13 protein-coding genes are annotated in these 15,600 nt (G+C 54.2%); 6 read left to right on the forward strand and 7 right to left on the reverse strand.

The genetic code is table 11. The features are described from left to right. Together M0R33_RS23365 and M0R33_RS23370 are read left to right on the forward strand one after the other, a co-directional pair. On the forward strand, positions 1-315 hold a 315-nt coding region (locus tag M0R33_RS23365; RefSeq protein ID WP_292574370.1), incomplete at its 5' end, for a YnfA family protein. Between the two features lie 54 nt (positions 316-369). Next, positions 370-3,528: a CusA/CzcA family heavy metal efflux RND transporter gene (locus M0R33_RS23370; protein ID WP_292574371.1), complete on the forward strand. Its 3,159-nt coding sequence runs from the start codon at positions 370-372 to the stop codon at positions 3,526-3,528. Positions 3,529-3,650: 122 nt separating this feature from the next. Here M0R33_RS23370 and M0R33_RS23375 read toward each other — a convergent pair whose 3' ends face one another. From M0R33_RS23375 to M0R33_RS23405, 7 genes are all read right to left on the reverse strand, one after another. Next, the gene (locus tag M0R33_RS23375) at positions 3,651-3,995 is read right to left on the reverse strand and encodes a hypothetical protein (RefSeq protein WP_292574372.1); all 345 of its coding nucleotides are present in this window, start codon (positions 3,993-3,995) and stop codon (positions 3,651-3,653) included. 77 nt (positions 3,996-4,072) lie between these two features. Next, complete coding sequence (locus M0R33_RS23380) at positions 4,073-7,195, reverse strand: efflux RND transporter permease subunit (RefSeq protein WP_292574373.1); 3,123 nt, start codon at positions 7,193-7,195, stop codon at positions 4,073-4,075. Between the two features lie 2 nt (positions 7,196-7,197). Further along, entirely contained in the window at positions 7,198-8,619 is a 1,422-nt protein-coding gene (locus M0R33_RS23385) for an efflux RND transporter periplasmic adaptor subunit (RefSeq protein ID WP_292574374.1), read from the reverse strand. After that, positions 8,612-9,985 (reverse strand): TolC family protein, encoded by a 1,374-nt coding sequence (locus M0R33_RS23390; RefSeq protein ID WP_292574375.1) that lies wholly within the window; start codon positions 9,983-9,985, stop codon positions 8,612-8,614. The genes M0R33_RS23385 and M0R33_RS23390 overlap by 8 nt, the downstream gene beginning before the upstream one ends. A 613-nt stretch (positions 9,986-10,598) precedes the next feature. Then, entirely contained in the window at positions 10,599-10,814 is a 216-nt protein-coding gene (locus M0R33_RS23395) for a GDCCVxC domain-containing (seleno)protein (RefSeq protein WP_292574376.1), read from the reverse strand. Next, complete coding sequence (gene merP / locus M0R33_RS23400) at positions 10,811-11,098, reverse strand: mercury resistance system periplasmic binding protein MerP (RefSeq protein ID WP_292574377.1); 288 nt, start codon at positions 11,096-11,098, stop codon at positions 10,811-10,813. The genes M0R33_RS23395 and merP overlap by 4 nt, the downstream gene beginning before the upstream one ends. 10 nt (positions 11,099-11,108) lie before the next feature. Further along, the gene (locus M0R33_RS23405) at positions 11,109-11,447 is read right to left on the reverse strand and encodes a mercuric transporter MerT family protein (protein ID WP_292574378.1); all 339 of its coding nucleotides are present in this window, start codon (positions 11,445-11,447) and stop codon (positions 11,109-11,111) included. A 66-nt stretch (positions 11,448-11,513) separates the two neighbouring features. Here M0R33_RS23405 and merR point away from each other — a divergent pair, with 66 nt between their 5' ends. The 4 genes from merR to M0R33_RS23425 all read left to right on the forward strand — a co-directional run. Then, positions 11,514-11,921 carry an Hg(II)-responsive transcriptional regulator gene (gene merR, locus M0R33_RS23410; protein ID WP_292574379.1) on the forward strand — a complete coding sequence of 136 codons (408 nt, stop codon included), beginning with the start codon at positions 11,514-11,516 and terminating at the stop codon, positions 11,919-11,921. A gap of 168 nt (positions 11,922-12,089) precedes the next feature. After that, positions 12,090-14,321, forward strand: a complete 2,232-nt coding sequence (locus M0R33_RS23415) for a heavy metal translocating P-type ATPase (RefSeq protein ID WP_292574380.1) — start codon at positions 12,090-12,092, stop codon at positions 14,319-14,321. 85 nt (positions 14,322-14,406) lie between these two features. After that, positions 14,407-14,730 carry a hypothetical protein gene (locus tag M0R33_RS23420; protein WP_292574381.1) on the forward strand — a complete coding sequence of 108 codons (324 nt, stop codon included), beginning with the start codon at positions 14,407-14,409 and terminating at the stop codon, positions 14,728-14,730. Positions 14,731-15,383: 653 nt separating this feature from the next. Next, positions 15,384-15,600 (forward strand): recombinase family protein (locus M0R33_RS23425; RefSeq protein ID WP_292574382.1); only part of this gene is annotated, 217 nt, incomplete at its 3' end.

Consider the following 15,600-nt stretch of genomic DNA (forward strand, 5'->3'; position numbering starts at 1 on the left):
GCTCTTTTCTTTGTGACAGCCCTTGCCGAGATCATCGGTTGTTTTCTGCCTTATCTGTGGCTCCGCAAGGGAGGCTCTCCGTGGCTACTATTGCCGGCTATGATCAGCCTTTCGCTGTTCGTGTGGCTACTCACGCTACACCCGGCCGCCAGTGGCCGGATTTACGCAGCCTATGGCGGTGTTTACGTGGCTACCGCTCTCGTTTGGCTCAGAGTGGTGGATGGCGTCAAATTATCTGTGTTGGATTGGGCAGGCGCAGGAATCGCCTTGTTCGGAATGTTGATCATTGTGATGGGCTGGCACGGCGAAGCTTAGTGCGCGGTTTATTCGGTTTTGGTAGGAAAACCCGCAATACAGGAGGCCTGCATCATGTTTGAACGGCTGATTCGTTTAGCGATAGAACAACGCTGGCTGGTGATGCTGGCCGTACTGGGTATGGCGGGCCTCGGTATTTTTAATTACTCGATTCTGCCCATCGACGCCGTGCCGGACATCACCAATGTTCAGGTACAAATCAATACCACGGCTCCCGGCTATTCGCCGTTGGAGACCGAACAACGCATTACTTACCCCATTGAAACCGTCATGGCCGGCTTGCCCCATCTGGAGCAAACCCGTTCATTGTCTCGCTACGGTTTATCGCAAGTCACCGTGATTTTCCAGGATGGCACCGATGTCTATTTCGCCCGGCAACTGGTGAATCAACGTATTCAGGAAGCCAAGGATAAATTGCCTGCCGGTATCACGCCGGCGATGGGTCCCATATCCACCGGTCTTGGGGAAATCTATTTATGGATAGTCGAAGCCAAAGAAGGTGCCAAAAAGCCGGACGGTTCACCTTACACCGCGACCGATCTGCGTGAAATCCAGGACTGGATTATCAAACCGCAGCTGCGCAACGTGCCGGGTGTCACCGAAATCAATTCCATTGGCGGCTACGCCAAACAATATCAGGTGGCACCGATTCCTGAAAAACTCGCGTCCTACGGCCTGACCTTGCAAGACATCGTCACCGCGCTGGATCGCAATAACAATAATGTCGGTGCCGGTTACATCGAAAAGCGTGGCGAACAATATCTCATTCGTGCGCCGGGCCAAGTGCATTCGATGGAAGATATGCGCAACATCATTCTGGGCAATGTCCAGGGCGTGCCCATTCGAATTCGCGATGTCGGCGAGGTCGAAATCGGCCGAGAACTACGCACCGGCGCTGCGACCGAAAATGGCCGAGAGATGGTATTGGGCACGGTCTTTATGCTGATCGGTCAGAATAGCCGTGCCGTCTCGCAAGCGGTCGACAAAAAGATGGCGGACATCAACCGCACGTTGCCCGAAGGCGTGCAGGCCGTGACGGTCTATGACCGGACGGTATTGGTCGATAAAGCCATCAATACGGTCAAGAAGAACTTAACCGAAGGGGCGATTCTGGTCATTGTGATTCTGTTTCTGTTCCTCGGCAATATTCGTGCGGCCATCATTACCGCAATGGTCATACCGTTATCGATGCTATTTACGTTTACCGGCATGGTGACGTACCAGGTTAGTGCTAACTTGATGAGTCTGGGTGCTCTTGACTTTGGTGTGATCATCGACGGCGCGGTGGTGATCGTCGAAAACTGTGTGCGAAGGCTGGCCCACGCGCAGGAACAGCAGGGACGTTCGCTAACGCGTCATGAACGTTTTCATGAAGTGTTTACAGCGTCGAAAGAAGCACGGCGTGCTCTGTTATTTGGCCAGTTGATCATCATGGTCGTGTATTTGCCCATCTTCGCGCTGACGGGGGTGGAAGGCAAAATGTTTCATCCGATGGCGTTTACGGTCGTGATTGCCTTGGTCGGTGCCATGATTCTTTCCGTGACCTTCATTCCGGCAGCAGTGGCAATCTTTATCGGCGATAAAGTCGCCGAAAAGGAAAATGTGGTGATGCAGAGCGCCAAGCGTGTTTATGCGCCGGTACTGGATAGCGTCATGAGCAACAAGCCGGTCATACTCACGCTTGCGGTGGTGGCGGTGATTCTGTCGGGCCTGTTGGCGACGCGGATGGGCAGTGAGTTTGTGCCGAGCTTGAATGAAGGCGATTTCGCCATTCAGGCGATGCGCATTCCCGGCACCAGTTTGTCGCAATCGGTCACCATGCAGCAGCAGATTGAACAGGCGCTGAAGCAGCAGTTTCCCGAAATCGAGCGGATATTTGCACGAACCGGCACCGCCGAGATCGCATCCGACCCGATGCCGCCCAATATCTCGGACGGGTACATCATGCTCCAGCCGCGCGAGCTATGGCCTGATCCCGATAAATCACGCGACGACCTGCTGGCGGCGATACAAGCGGCAGCCAACAAACTACCCGGCAACCTCTACGAGTTTTCCCAGCCTATCCAGTTGCGCTTCAATGAACTGATTTCCGGGGTGCGTAGCGATGTGGCCGTCAAAGTGTTCGGCGATGATATGGACGTCTTGAACGACACAGCGACTGAGATCTCGGCGGTCATGGAAGCGATTCCCGGTGCATCCGAAGTTAAAGTCGAGCAAACTACCGGCTTGCCGATGCTGACTCTGAATATCGACCGGGACAAAACCTCACGCTACGGCTTAAACATGGGCGATGTGCAGGACGCGGTGGCGACCGCGATTGGCGGCACCGAAGCCGGCACCTTGTTTGAGGGCGACCGGCGTTTCGATATTATCGTGCGTATGCCGGAGAACCTGCGCAGCAATCTGGATGCCATCAACCGCTTGCCTATCTCATTGCCGCGTGGGCAAAACCGAGACGGACGAACCAGCTATATCCCACTGGCTGAGGTAGCCAGTCTGGAAATGGCCCCCGGCCCGAACCAAATCAGCCGCGAGAACGGTAAGCGCCGAATCGTCATCAGTGCCAACGTGCGAGGCCGAGACATCGGCTCCTTTGTCACAGAGGCCGAACAAAAGCTGCAACAGAAAGTCAAAATTCCGACCGGTTATTGGACAAGTTGGGGCGGACAGTTCGAACAGTTGCAATCGGCGGCCCATCGCTTACAGATTGTGGTGCCTTTGGCGTTAATCCTGGTTTTTACGCTACTGTTCATGATGTTTGGCAACGCCAAGGACGGTTTGCTGGTGTTTAGCGGTATCCCCTTTGCGTTGACCGGTGGCTTGGTCGCACTTTGGTTGCGCGATATTCCGATGTCGATTTCAGCGGCGGTGGGTTTCATCGCCTTGTCGGGTGTAGCGGTACTGAACGGTCTGGTGATGATTGCCTTTATCCGCAGCCTCCGTGACGAAGGCATGTCGCTGGATAAGGCAATTGTAGAGGGTGCTTTGACGCGACTGCGACCGGTACTGATGACCGCATTGGTGGCCTCATTCGGTTTCGTACCGATGGCCATTGCCACCGGTACCGGCGCAGAAGTACAGCGCCCGCTGGCCACCGTGGTGATCGGCGGTATTCTGTCGTCAACGATGCTGACCTTATTGGTGTTGCCGATTTTATACTGGTTTGCGCATCGTAAGGACGAACAGGGAAATACGGGTTCTAATAGTTCTTAAATCCACTTTCGCGAGGTGGCAATAGGCAGGTACACCCCTAACAAGTTTCATCATGAACGCAGTGCCATACCAGTGCCTCAGATTACAAGGCACTGGGCTATTGTGTGCTTATGACAACTTTATTATTGCACCATCAGCCTGTGCTTCTTCGCCATTTCCAGATTTTCCTCCATCGCCTGGCTATAGATTCGAATCAGATTTTTGCAATGGACGTCGAATCCGGCTGCCTGCTTACCCATCAACCACGGCTCGCGCTCATAATGGATCAGGATTTTTTTGTGTTCTTCAGCTTTATTCTGCATTTCCTGAGCTACGGCCTCATAGTGCAGCGCCAACGCCTCGTGATCGGCTTTGGTTTTTGGGTTATGTAGCGCTTGGTTCATATCCATCGAATGCGGGTCAAATTCGGCACAGGCGGTCAGTAAACCAAAAGCCAACAGTAGGGTAATCAGTAATTTCGTTTTCATGGGTTTTCTCCAGATTCATGCAATGTTAAAAAATAGGGGTTTTCATAGTGTTAGCGAATGTCTCAGTGTTACCTCCTTTATTGGGATTGTTTGTTGATGGAAAATTGTTTGCACAAGGCGTAAAGCGCCGGAATCACGATCAAGGTCAGCAGCGTTGACGACACCATGCCCCCGACCATCGGCGCGGCGATGCGGCGCATGACTTCCGAGCCGGTGCCGGTGCTCCACAGAATGGGCAGCAGGCCGGCCATGATCGCCGCGACGGTCATCATTTTCGGGCGCAAACGTTCCGCCGCGCCGGTCATCAACGCTGCGTACAAATCGTCCCGATTAAGCGCGCGCCCCTCCTCCCGGCATTGCCGCTGTTTTTCCCGATAGGCGTGATCGAGATAAATTAGCATCACCACGCCGGTTTCGGCGGCAACGCCGGCCAGCGCGATAAAACCGACACCGACGGCTATGCTCATGTTGTAACCGAGCAGCCATACCAGCCAGACGCCGCCGACCAGCGCGAACGGCACCGACAGCATCACGATCAGCGTTTCGGTCAGGCGTTTGAAGTTGAGATAAAGCAACACGAAAATGATGCCCAGCGTCAGTGGTACGACGAATTGTAGGCGTTGTTTGGCCCGTTCCATGTATTCGAACTGGCCGCTCCAGGTAATGTAATAACCGGCGGGGAATTTAACCGCCTGCCGCACCGCCCGCTTGGCGTCCCGCACATAGCCGTTGATGTCGCGCCCGCGCATGTCGACATAGATATAAGCAGACAACAAGGCATTCTCGGTGCGAATGGCAGGCACTCCTTTGTCCAGGCTTAGTCGCGCCAGTTGCCCAAGCGGAACCATGGCGCCGCTGGCGGTAGGCACCAACACATTGGCGGCGATGGCTTGCGGGTTGTCGCGCAGTTCGCGCGGATAGCGCACGGTGACGGCGAAGCGCTCGCGGCCTTCCAATAGCGTCGTGACGGCTTCGCCGCCGATGGCGGTGGCGATGATGTCCTGCAAATCGCCAATCGGCAAGCCGTAACGCGCCAACGCTTCGTAATCAGGCGTGATATTCAGATAAAACCCGCCGGTGAGGCGTTCGGCATAGGCGCTGGTGGTACCAGGGACGGTCTTGACGGCCTGTTCGATCTGTTGCGCCAGGTGTTCCATTTCCGCCAGGTCCTTGCCGAACAGCTTGATGCCGATAGGCGTGCGGATGCCGGTAGCCAGCATGTCGATGCGGTTTTTGATCGGCATCGTCCAGGAGTTGCTGACACCAGGGATTTGCAGCGCCTGATCCATCTCGGCGATCAGCTTGTCGACCGTCATGCCGGGTCGCCAGGCCGATTCGGGTTTCAGGTTAACCAGCGTTTCGGACATTTCCAGCGGTGCCGGGTCGGTGGCGGTTAGCGCCCGCCCGGCTTTGCCGAACACCGACTCGACTTCGGGAAAGCTTTTGATGATGCGGTCCTGGGTTTGCAGTAATTCGGCGGCTTTGGTCGGGGGCAATCCCGGCAAGGTCAACGGCATGAACAACAAAGTGCCTTCGTTCAGCGTCGGCATGAACTCGCCGCCCAAACGCGACACCGGATACCAGCTCACCGCCAACATCAGCAGCGCGAAAGCGAGCGTCAGTTTTTTGCAGCGCATCACCCATTGGATCACCGGACGGTACAGCCCTATTAACACCCGGTTGAGCGGATTGCGGCTTTCGGGCAGGATGTTGCCGCGCACGAACAGCGACATCAGCACCGGCACCAGTGTCACCGATAGTAGCGCCGCGCCGGCCATTGAGAAGGTCTTGGTATAGGCCAGGGGGTGGAACAAGCGGCCTTCCTGTGCTTCCAGCGCAAACACCGGTAGGAAAGAAACCGTGATGATCAGCAGACTGAAAAACAGCGGCGGACCAACTTCCCGGCAGGCGTTCAGCAAGATGTCAAAACGCGGCAGACGCCCGGCATCGCGCTCCAGATGCTTGTGGAGATTTTCGATCATGACGATGGCGGCATCCACCATCGCGCCGATGGCGATGGCGATACCGCCGAGGCTCATGATGTTGGAGTTCATGCCCAGGGCCTGCATGACGATGAAGGCGAACAGCACACCCACGGGCAGCATCACAATCGCCACCAGCGCGCTACGGATATGCAGCAGGAATAAGGCGCACACTACGGCGACCACCGCGCTTTCTTCCAGCAAGGTATGGCGCAAATTTTCGATGGCGCGATGGATCAGCTCGGAGCGGTCATAAACCGTCTGCACGCTGACATCGCCGGGCAAGCCTGCAGTGATTTCCTGCAACCGGATTTTGACATTACTGATCACTTCCAAGGCGTTCTGACCGTAACGTGCCAAGGCAATACCGGAAACCGCCTCGCCCTCGCCGTTCCATTCGGTGATGCCGCGCCGCTCGTCGGGCACCTGTTCCACCCGTGCGACATCGCGCACCAACACCGGGATGCCGTTTTCGGTTTTCAACACCAACCGTTCCAAATCGGCCTGGCCACGTAGGTAACCGCGTCCACGCACCATGTACTCGGTTTCGGCGAGTTCGATCACCCGGCCGCCGACATCGCGGTTACTGTTGCGGATAACATCGCTCAGTGCGCGTAATGGAATGCCGTAAGCTTGCAGCTTGCGCGGATCGGCGGTGACTTGGTACTGCTGCACAAAGCCGCCGATGCTGGCGATTTCAGCTACGCCGTGAGTTTTGGTTAATTGATAACGCACAAACCAATCTTGCAGGGTACGCAGTTCCGTCAATGACTGGCTTTTCGCCAGCAACGCGTATTGGTAAACCCAGCCGACGCCGGTGGCGTCCGGCCCCAGTTGCGGCGTGACGCCGCGCGGCAGGCGTCCGGCCAGCGAGGTAAGGTATTCCAATACCCGAGAACGCGCCCAGTAAATATCGGCGCCGTCCTCGAAGAGGACATAAACAAACGATGCGCCGAAGAATGAAAAACCGCGCACGACTTTCGAGCGCGGCACGCCCAGCATCGCCGTCGTCAGCGGATAAGTCACTTGATCCTCGACGACTTGTGGGGCTTGGCCGGGATATTCGGTGTAGACGATGACCTGCGTGTCGGACAGATCAGGCAGCGCATCCAGAGGCATTTTTACCAGCGCATAAATGCCGCCGATGACGATAGCGACTGTAGCCAGCAGCACCAAAAAGACGTTACGCAAGGACCAGGCTATGACAGGATTCAACATGGCTAATGGCCTCCGTGTTGTGTTTCTTGCGTTGCCTGGCTGGCGTCGGCGCCCTGCTTGTTGAAACTTTCCAACGCCGATTTGAGATTGCTTTCAGCGTCAATGAGAAAATTGGCGCGGGTAACGACTTCATCTCCCTCTGCCAACCCTTCCAGCACTTCGTAGTAACCGTCCGTTCGTTGCCCCAGTTTCACGGCACGCGGCTCGAATCGTCCCTGATCTTTTTGCAACAGCACGACTTGCCGCACACCGCTGTCGATCAAGGCCGAATCGGGAATAGCCAGGCGTTTATCGCCTTCAGCCGAAGTGGTTAGGGTCACGCTGCCGTATAGTCCCGGTTTCAGCAAACCGTCGGCATTGGGCAATTCCACCCTGACTTTAACGGTGCGGGTTTCCGTCGCCAATGTCGGGTAAATGAAGCCGACCTTACCGCTGAACACACGCTCAGGGTAAGCATTGATGCTGATTTGCACCGCTTGGCTAGGCCGCACGCCGCCTATATCCCGCTCGAACACCTCCGCCAACAGCCAGACCTCGGTTAAATCGGCGATGCGGAACAGCAACTCGCCGGGCATAAAACGCATACCTTCGATTGCGGGTTTTTCCACGACCACGCCATTGACTGGCGATACCAGTGGCAAGCTATCCAAGGTTTTTTGTTGGGTTTTTAACTGCTGTATCTGCGCCGGCGCAATATCCCAATAACGTAAACGCTGTAACGCATTTTCAGTTAGTTGCGCCGCCGTGTCTTGCGCCTGTTTACTGGCCTGTTGCAAAGCCTGTTGACCTTGCAGGGCGACCAGGTACTCCTGCTGCACCGTCATCAACGCCGGACTGTAGCTATCCAGCAACGCTTGGCCGCGTTTTACGGCCTGCCCGGTGGCGTTGACATACAGGCGCTGAATCCAGCCTTCAAACCGTGGTGTCACGGCATGCACGCGTCGCTCGTCAACCTGAATACTGCCCAGCGCGCGGATACTACGGGTCAGCGTGCGCTTTGCCACGGTTTCGGTGTTGACGCCCAGTTTCTGGATTTTTTCCGGGCTAATCCGAACCTGCCCGGAGGATTCCGGTTCGCTTTCATAAACGGGCAGGTAGTCCATACCCATTTCGTCTTTTTTCGGCACCGGCGAGGTGTCCGGCGCCCCCATCGGATGGCGATAATAGAGGATTTTGCCGGATTGCGGCTTAGCTTCCGGCGGGCTGCGGTCTACCGGGTAAACCGGCAGATAATCCATGCCCATGTCGTCTTTGGCGGGTGTCGGCGAGGTCACTTGCGGGTTCATCGGATGGCGGTAATACAGCGGTTTCCGTTCGGCCATCGCAGGAATGGCTGAGGGTTGCATGGATTGCTGTTGTCCCAGCCAGAAGCCAAGACCCAAGCCAAGCAACAACATGACGGTCAAGCCGGCATACTTAATCATGGTCCAGCTCCTCGCCGACTTCGGCGGACAATTCGGCTAACAGTTGTTGGGTACTGACCAAGGCTTGCCAATACTGGCTCTGATATTGGAAAAAGCTCAGTTGCGTACGCAGCAGGTCGGTAAAATCGGTCTGGCTCACTTGATAACCGGCCAGCAGGGAATCGACGGTTTGCTGTGCCTGCGGGAGAATTTCATGTTCCAGCAACAGCAACCGATCCCTGGTCTGTCGATATTCGGCGGATTTGGCGGCAATTTCGGCCTGAACTTTGCGGTGTTCGTCCTGTAACGCATATTGTTCCTGCAAGAGTTCGCTCTGGCGCTGGTCCAAGGCCTTGGCTTGCTTGCGGTCGGCATAAATCGGCACATTGACGCTCAACTGGATGCTGGCGAAATCGCTGCGCGACTGTCCTGATGGTGTGTTTTGGCGGGCATCGTAAAAAGCGCCCACGGTGAAGTCGGGGTAGAAATCTCGTTTCGCCAGATCGACCTTGGCCTGCGCCGCATCCAGCATCTTGTGGTGTTGCGCGAATAACGGACGGGTATGCAAGGTCTTGTCCTGCAAGGCCGATCCGTCAATAGCCGGCAACCTGAACCCAGCTTCCGCCGGTATCCGTAGCGGCGTTTCCGCGGCACGATCCAGCAAGGCGTTAAGGCGAGCATGCTGAGCGTCACGCATACCGATCAGGTTCATTTTTTCGTCCTTGAGCTTGGAGAGTTCAAGCTGGGCCAGCAGCACATCCTGTTGCGCTCCGTTACCCACCTGGTATTTGGCTTGGGCGATGGCGATGAGTTGTCGGAAAAAACTTTCGGACTCGTACAACAGGTTTAACGCGCGGTCGTAATAAAACAGCCGCCACCAGCCTTGTTTTACGTCCCGCACCAACCGCAATCGGGCTTCTTCAACGGAGTGAGTGGCGGCGACCGCCTCGTGTTCGGCTATCTCTTCACGCAGCGCAAGCTTGCCGGGAAAGGGAATCTTTTGGCTGATTCCGACTTCCATCATCGTGAAATCATCCTGTTGTAGACTGAAGCTATTGGTCGGCAGATAAAGCGAGCCGAATTTTAGCTCAGGATCGGGCAAGGCGCCCTCCTGGGAAGGCACGGCGGCCATTGCCTCGGCGCGCGCCTTGATTTCTGAAAGGCCGGGATTACCGGCTAACGAAAACTCAACCGCTTTGTCCAATGTCAGAATGGCTTCATTTCCGTTAGCGGGCCTGGGTTCGGCTTGCGCCTTAGCCCAATCGATACGGAATGTGTTGGTGGGACTATCTATAACCAGGCCGGGCGAAAGAGCCGCCAGCCCAATAACCGCCGCCCACGCCGGATAAGCGCGGCGTGGCGGCCACGGATAAATATTAAAAAACATCGGGTTTTCCTCTTAAATCAGAACAAGCAGGCTCCGCAAGCGCAGAGTAGCCGTGCACCGCCCCGTCAATGGGGTGGCAGGTTCTTCAATTTCGAGGAGTGGCTAATTCAGCAGGGTGCAGAACCGATAGATGAGCAGAACCCGTCGCCCTAGCGGCGGATCGGTTTTACTGAGAGGGACTTTCGTGGGGGTATAGCTTAGCAATAAACAGAAAAATGCTCCGATGAGGCTTAGGATAAAAACCGGTAGCTCCAGTTTAGCCGGGCTGTTCAGTTGGGTGTGGGAGCTATTTTGCGAATCAAGACAAGGCTTGAATGAGCAATCGGGCATCGTTTTGGCCGCAGGGGCTTGATGATGCGGATGCTCAAATGCGCCGAATTGCGGGCATCCAGGCATGTGTTCAGACATTACCGTCAATGCCGAAAACATGGGCATGGTGCAGGTCGCCGAAATGGCCAAAGACAGCCAGCTCACTAGCAGCACGAATAGTACCGTGCGCAGGTAAGGGCGATTTCTTCGGGCACGCAACGCTGTGATCACCATGTATTTCTAAAATGACAGTTAACTTTTAAATAAGGTAAACCGTCCGCACAGTTTTGTCTAATAGTTTGTCCTATCCCGCGCAACAAGGCCGCTGCTGCTGGATAGGCGGGCATTTGACCGTGCCGTAAGAACAAAACACACAGCAATCACCTGATTTGGGCTTGAGCAGGATGCCGCAGGACTTGCATTCATAGAAAAACTGGCAGGCATCTGTCGGCATGATTTCCGTTTCGGCATGACCGCAGTGTGGGCAAGTGAGGGTCGATCCAAGGATGACGGCGGTCATTGATTTTCCTTAACGGTAGACGGATATCCAGCGGTCTTGGTCGCCTCGGTCAGTTTGTCCACCGTGGCGGCGGTATCGTCGAATTTCACCATCGCGGTTTTGCTCGCGTAATCGACCGAAACCCGCGTCACGCCTAAGACCTGCGAAAGAGCTTTCTTGACCGTGATTGGACAGACGGCGCAGGTCATGTTTTGTACAGCGAGCGTGACCGTACGCGATGCGGCGAACGCGGTGTCGAATAGTGCGGAAAACGCCAGCAAGAATAAAAAGATGTTGGTTTTCATCGGGTTTTCCTCAATAGAACAGCGGGGCGAACCACGGAAACGCCAGTAGACCCAATAACGGGATGGTCACGCCCCAGAAAATAAGGCGTTGCCTGCGGATGGCTTCGTCGTCGGCACAGGGTTTGCCAGGATCACAGGCCGGTTTGGCCAAATAGAGCCTGTGGAATGACAGGCCAATGAACAGCAATGCCAGACCCATGAACAGCGGGCGCACCGGTTCGAAGGCGGTCAGGTTGGCTACCCAAACCCCGCCAAGGCCCAGGCTCAGCAATAACAACGGGCCGACACAACAAAGGCTCGCGCCTATCCCGGCAAGCACGCCGGCAATGAGGGTTTGCTTTGGAGTCATAATAATTACCTCTTTTGGGCTATTACTGTATTATAAGTACCGTACCTGAGTACGGAAACAAGCCCTATGACACAAAAAAATTTTACGATCGGCGTGCTGGCGACAATAGCCGGTGTCAATGTCGAAACCATCCGTTTTTATCAGCGCCGAAGCCTGTTGGCGCAACCCGTCAAGCCGTTCAAAGGCATTCGACGGTATACCGAATGCGACGTACAGCGGGTGCGGTTCATCAAGCAAGGCCAGAAGCTTGGTTTCTCGCTCGATGAGATTATGGAATTATTGAGTCTTGAGGATGGCCAACAGTGCCGGGAAGCCAAAGAAATGGCTCAACGAAAGCTGATTTTAATCCGCGAGCGCATTGAAAGCCTGCGCACGATGGAAACAACCTTATCCAATTTGGTCGAAAGCTGCACTGGCAATACCGATTCCGTTTCATGCCCGATTATCCATGCCCTGCTCGAAACATCGGCATAAGACTACAGGCTGGGCAGGTTTTAACTGCAAGCCGTTACCTGACAACGGTTTCTGAATTTAATAGGTGCAAGAATGATGAAATCATGCAATCAGTCTGAAAAACACTGCGGTTGTGCTGGGGAGAATTCGGATAACGATCAGGCAAACGTATCAATACCGCCGAGTGGCATGACGTTCAAGATCGAGGGTCTGGACTGCGCCGAAGAAGTCGCCACCTTGAAAAGTGCAATCGGTCCTCTGATGGGCGGCAGCGACAAGCTGGCATTCGATGTTTTAAACGGGCGCATGATGCTGTTGTCTGATGCCGAACCCGTGTCCGAAAAAGCCATCATCAAAGCGGTCGCTGCAACCGGTATGAAAGCTGTTCCTTGGCAACCCGGTCAGACCGATACCGATGCCAAGCAACTGCATCGTTCGAAGACCGCTTATACCGTGCTCAGCGGTTTGTTTATTATTGTCGGCATGGTGATTCATATCGCTATCGCTGGTGGATTTGGCGATGCGCAAGCTTTTCTCAGCCACCCGGAAAACGGGTCTCTAAACTGGGAGGTTATTGCCGAGTATCTCACTAGCTTGTTTAACGCGCATACTCAGCAAGCTATCCCTTTGCCTGAGAAAATCGCCTTTGGCTTGGCGGTGATCTTCGGTGGTCGACATGTGATTGTTAAAGCGTTTTATGCGCTGAGACGCTTGCGTGCCGATATGAATTTATTGATGACGGTTGCCGTCATCGGCGCCATGTTCATTAATGAATGGTTCGAAGCGGCAACCGTCAGTTTCCTGTTTGCGCTGTCCTTGGCAATTGAAAGCTGGAGTATAGGCCGCGCTCGTCATGCCGTCGAAGCCTTGCTGGATTTAGCGCCATCGACGGTTACGGTCAAGGATGACAGTGGACAGGAACGTATCCTGTCTGCCGCAGAAGTCAGTATAGGCAGTCTCTTCGTTCTCGCCCCAGGTGATAAAATCCCGCTCGATGGCGAAGTCACCCGAGGTTCCAGTTCAGTCAATCAGGCGCCTATTACTGGAGAAAGCATGCCGGTGGCCAAACAAGTCGGCGATAGCGTGTTTGCCGGCAGTATCAATGGTGAAGCGACGCTGGAGATCAAATCCTCTAAACTCGTCTCGGACACCACGCTGGCACAGATCACGCGTCTGGTTGGCGAAGCGCATGGCAAGCGGGCGGAAGCCGAGCAATGGGTGGAGAAGTTTGCGCGCATTTATACGCCGGTGGTGATGATCTTGGCGCTGGCCGTCTGGGTCATTCCGCCGTTGTTTTTAGCGGGCGTCTGGGACGAGTGGTTATACCGCGCCTTAGTGTTATTGGTGATTGCCTGCCCTTGCGCATTGGTCATTTCGACGCCGGTCAGCATTGTCGCCGCATTGGCGAGTGCGGCCCGGCAAGGCATTCTGATCAAAGGCGGCATTTATATCGAAACGCCGGCCCATCTTAATGCGATTGCTTTTGATAAAACCGGTACGCTGACTGCCGGTGAGCCGATAGTCACCGGTGTTTACCCGTTTAATGACCATAGCGAAGCGGAACTGTTAAGCCGTGCGGCCGCATTGGAAGTGCGCAGCAATCATCCACTGGCGAAAGCCATTTTACGCCACACCGAAAAACTCGGTATCCGTGTGGCCAGTGCTGACCATGTGACGGTATTGCCCGGCAAAGGCGTTACCGGGCTATTTAATGGCACAGATTATTGGCTGGGATCGCGTCGTTATCTATTGGAACGCAGTCAGGAAATCCCCGGAATCAGTGACAAAGCCATTGCCTTGGAACAGACCGGACAAACCGTGATTGCGATTGGCAATGACCGGCACATCTGCGGCCTGATTGCGGTTGCCGATCAACCCCGTGCCGACATTAAATCGATTTTGCAGGCCTTGAGACAGGCTGGTGTTAAACATCTGGCTATGTTGACCGGTGACAACCAGGTGACGGCCAATAACATCGCGGCCCAAATTGGCATCGACGAGGTACATGCTGAATTGTTGCCAGCCGATAAAGTGGAGATCGTCGGTCAAATGGTCGAGCAATACGGACAGGTGGCGATGATCGGCGATGGTGTCAACGATGCACCGGCGCTAGGGCGGGCCAATCTGGGGATTGCCATGGGGGTATTAGGCTCGGATGCGGCTATCGAAATAGCCGATATCGCCTTAATGGGCGATGATCTGTCCAAGTTGCCTTGGCTGATCGGACATTCCAAACGAACGCTGGCGATCATTCGGCAGAATATAATCTTTGCGCTGACGATCAAGGCTGCATTCGCTGTACTCGCCTTTGCCGGAGTGGCGACCTTATGGGAAGCCATTGCCGCCGATATGGGGGCTTCGTTATTGGTTGTGGCAAACGGATTGAGATTGCTACAACCTAAAAATACAGTGATTCAATAGCCTGAACCGTTGTTGAAAACGTTTGGAGCGGTATTCACACCGAACATCACCTAAACTCTACAGCTAAACTATTTTGGAGATAACCATGACATTTAAACTACTGATTCCTCTAGCCTTAGCCCAATGCTTATTGTCAGCCTGTAGCTTCATGGAACCCCATGCCATGGATGTTGATCTGGACGTACAACATACCGCATTGGCTAAGCACTTTGAGGAAGAAGCTAGCGAATTGCAGGCCAAGATTGAAGAGCATCAAAAATTCCTTAATCAATTCGAGACCAAACGCTATTTGTACGGCAGGCATGCCAACGACCTAAAGGCACACAGCCAAGAGGTGATCGATCTTTACCAGCAAGCGATTACGGCTAATCGGGATATGGCCGAGATGGTTCGTGGAGCGGGACATTAATTTTCCATCATAAGGTTTAAACCACCGGCTTCAGCCGGTCAGCTTTAGCTACAAATCTTTCTGATGCTTGGGTGAAAGGCTGACTTAGAAAGAAGTAGGTCGGCATGAATACGGCTATTTGAGAATCACAGATTCAGTAAATGTTGATCAAAAAATTGAAGGGCAACATAAAAATCTATCCAGTATTTGAGCCCTAATGACGCGTCGTTCAGTCGACGCGTATCCGGACTTTCAGTCCGTTATTCAAACCCACCTGCTTTAGCAGGTGGTTGTTTAGTTTTTATCTGGCATGAGCGTCAGGAGTGGATTGCGAAGCGGTCCGTTTATTGATACAAACGGGAAAGACCGGTAGCAGCCAAAACCGCCAGGTCGCAGGTATTCCCGTAAGCAGCTATTCAGGAAAATTGAGACTCGATCATGAACGGTAATAAAGGCCGGTCATCTGGCGAGTGAATACGTATCGCCATCCTCAAATAAACCGGCCAGCATCCAAAGGTTGCCGCAAACTGAGATTGGTCTATCGTAAAACATCTGTTTTACGACATGTATGCGATCTATGACCAAAGTGCTTCTTTAATAGCTTAGAAAATATACGTAAAACACTGTCGTAAAATGATATTATACGGAAACATCAAATTTATGGTTTTCTGTTTATGTTAATTGGCTATATGCGTGTTTCATCGGAATCGGATCGGCAAAGCACGGATTTACAACGTGATGCGTTGCTGGCCGCCGGTGTCGATGTTCGGCATCTTTTTGAAGATCGAGCATCAGGGGCCAAGGATGATCGTTCCGGACTGACCAATGCATTGGACTTCGTCCGTCCTGGGGATGTGCTGGTCGTGTGGAAATTGGATAGGCTGGGCCGCT

Source organism: Methylomonas sp. (assembly GCF_023228165.1).
Taxonomy (GTDB): domain Bacteria; phylum Pseudomonadota; class Gammaproteobacteria; order Methylococcales; family Methylomonadaceae; genus Methylomonas.

Coding starts and splice junctions, on each gene's coding strand:
- M0R33_RS23370 (WP_292574371.1), top strand. CDS start 370: ATGTTTGAACGGCTGATTCGTTTAGCGATAGAACAACGCTGGCTGGTG.
- M0R33_RS23375 (WP_292574372.1), bottom strand. CDS start 3,995: ATGAAAACGAAATTACTGATTACCCTACTGTTGGCTTTTGGTTTACTG.
- M0R33_RS23380 (WP_292574373.1), bottom strand. CDS start 7,195: ATGTTGAATCCTGTCATAGCCTGGTCCTTGCGTAACGTCTTTTTGGTG.
- M0R33_RS23385 (WP_292574374.1), bottom strand. CDS start 8,619: ATGATTAAGTATGCCGGCTTGACCGTCATGTTGTTGCTTGGCTTGGGT.
- M0R33_RS23390 (WP_292574375.1), bottom strand. CDS start 9,985: ATGTTTTTTAATATTTATCCGTGGCCGCCACGCCGCGCTTATCCGGCG.
- M0R33_RS23395 (WP_292574376.1), bottom strand. CDS start 10,814: ATGACCGCCGTCATCCTTGGATCGACCCTCACTTGCCCACACTGCGGT.
- merP (WP_292574377.1), bottom strand. CDS start 11,098: ATGAAAACCAACATCTTTTTATTCTTGCTGGCGTTTTCCGCACTATTC.
- M0R33_RS23405 (WP_292574378.1), bottom strand. CDS start 11,447: ATGACTCCAAAGCAAACCCTCATTGCCGGCGTGCTTGCCGGGATAGGC.
- merR (WP_292574379.1), top strand. CDS start 11,514: ATGACACAAAAAAATTTTACGATCGGCGTGCTGGCGACAATAGCCGGT.
- M0R33_RS23415 (WP_292574380.1), top strand. CDS start 12,090: ATGACGTTCAAGATCGAGGGTCTGGACTGCGCCGAAGAAGTCGCCACC.
- M0R33_RS23420 (WP_292574381.1), top strand. CDS start 14,407: ATGACATTTAAACTACTGATTCCTCTAGCCTTAGCCCAATGCTTATTG.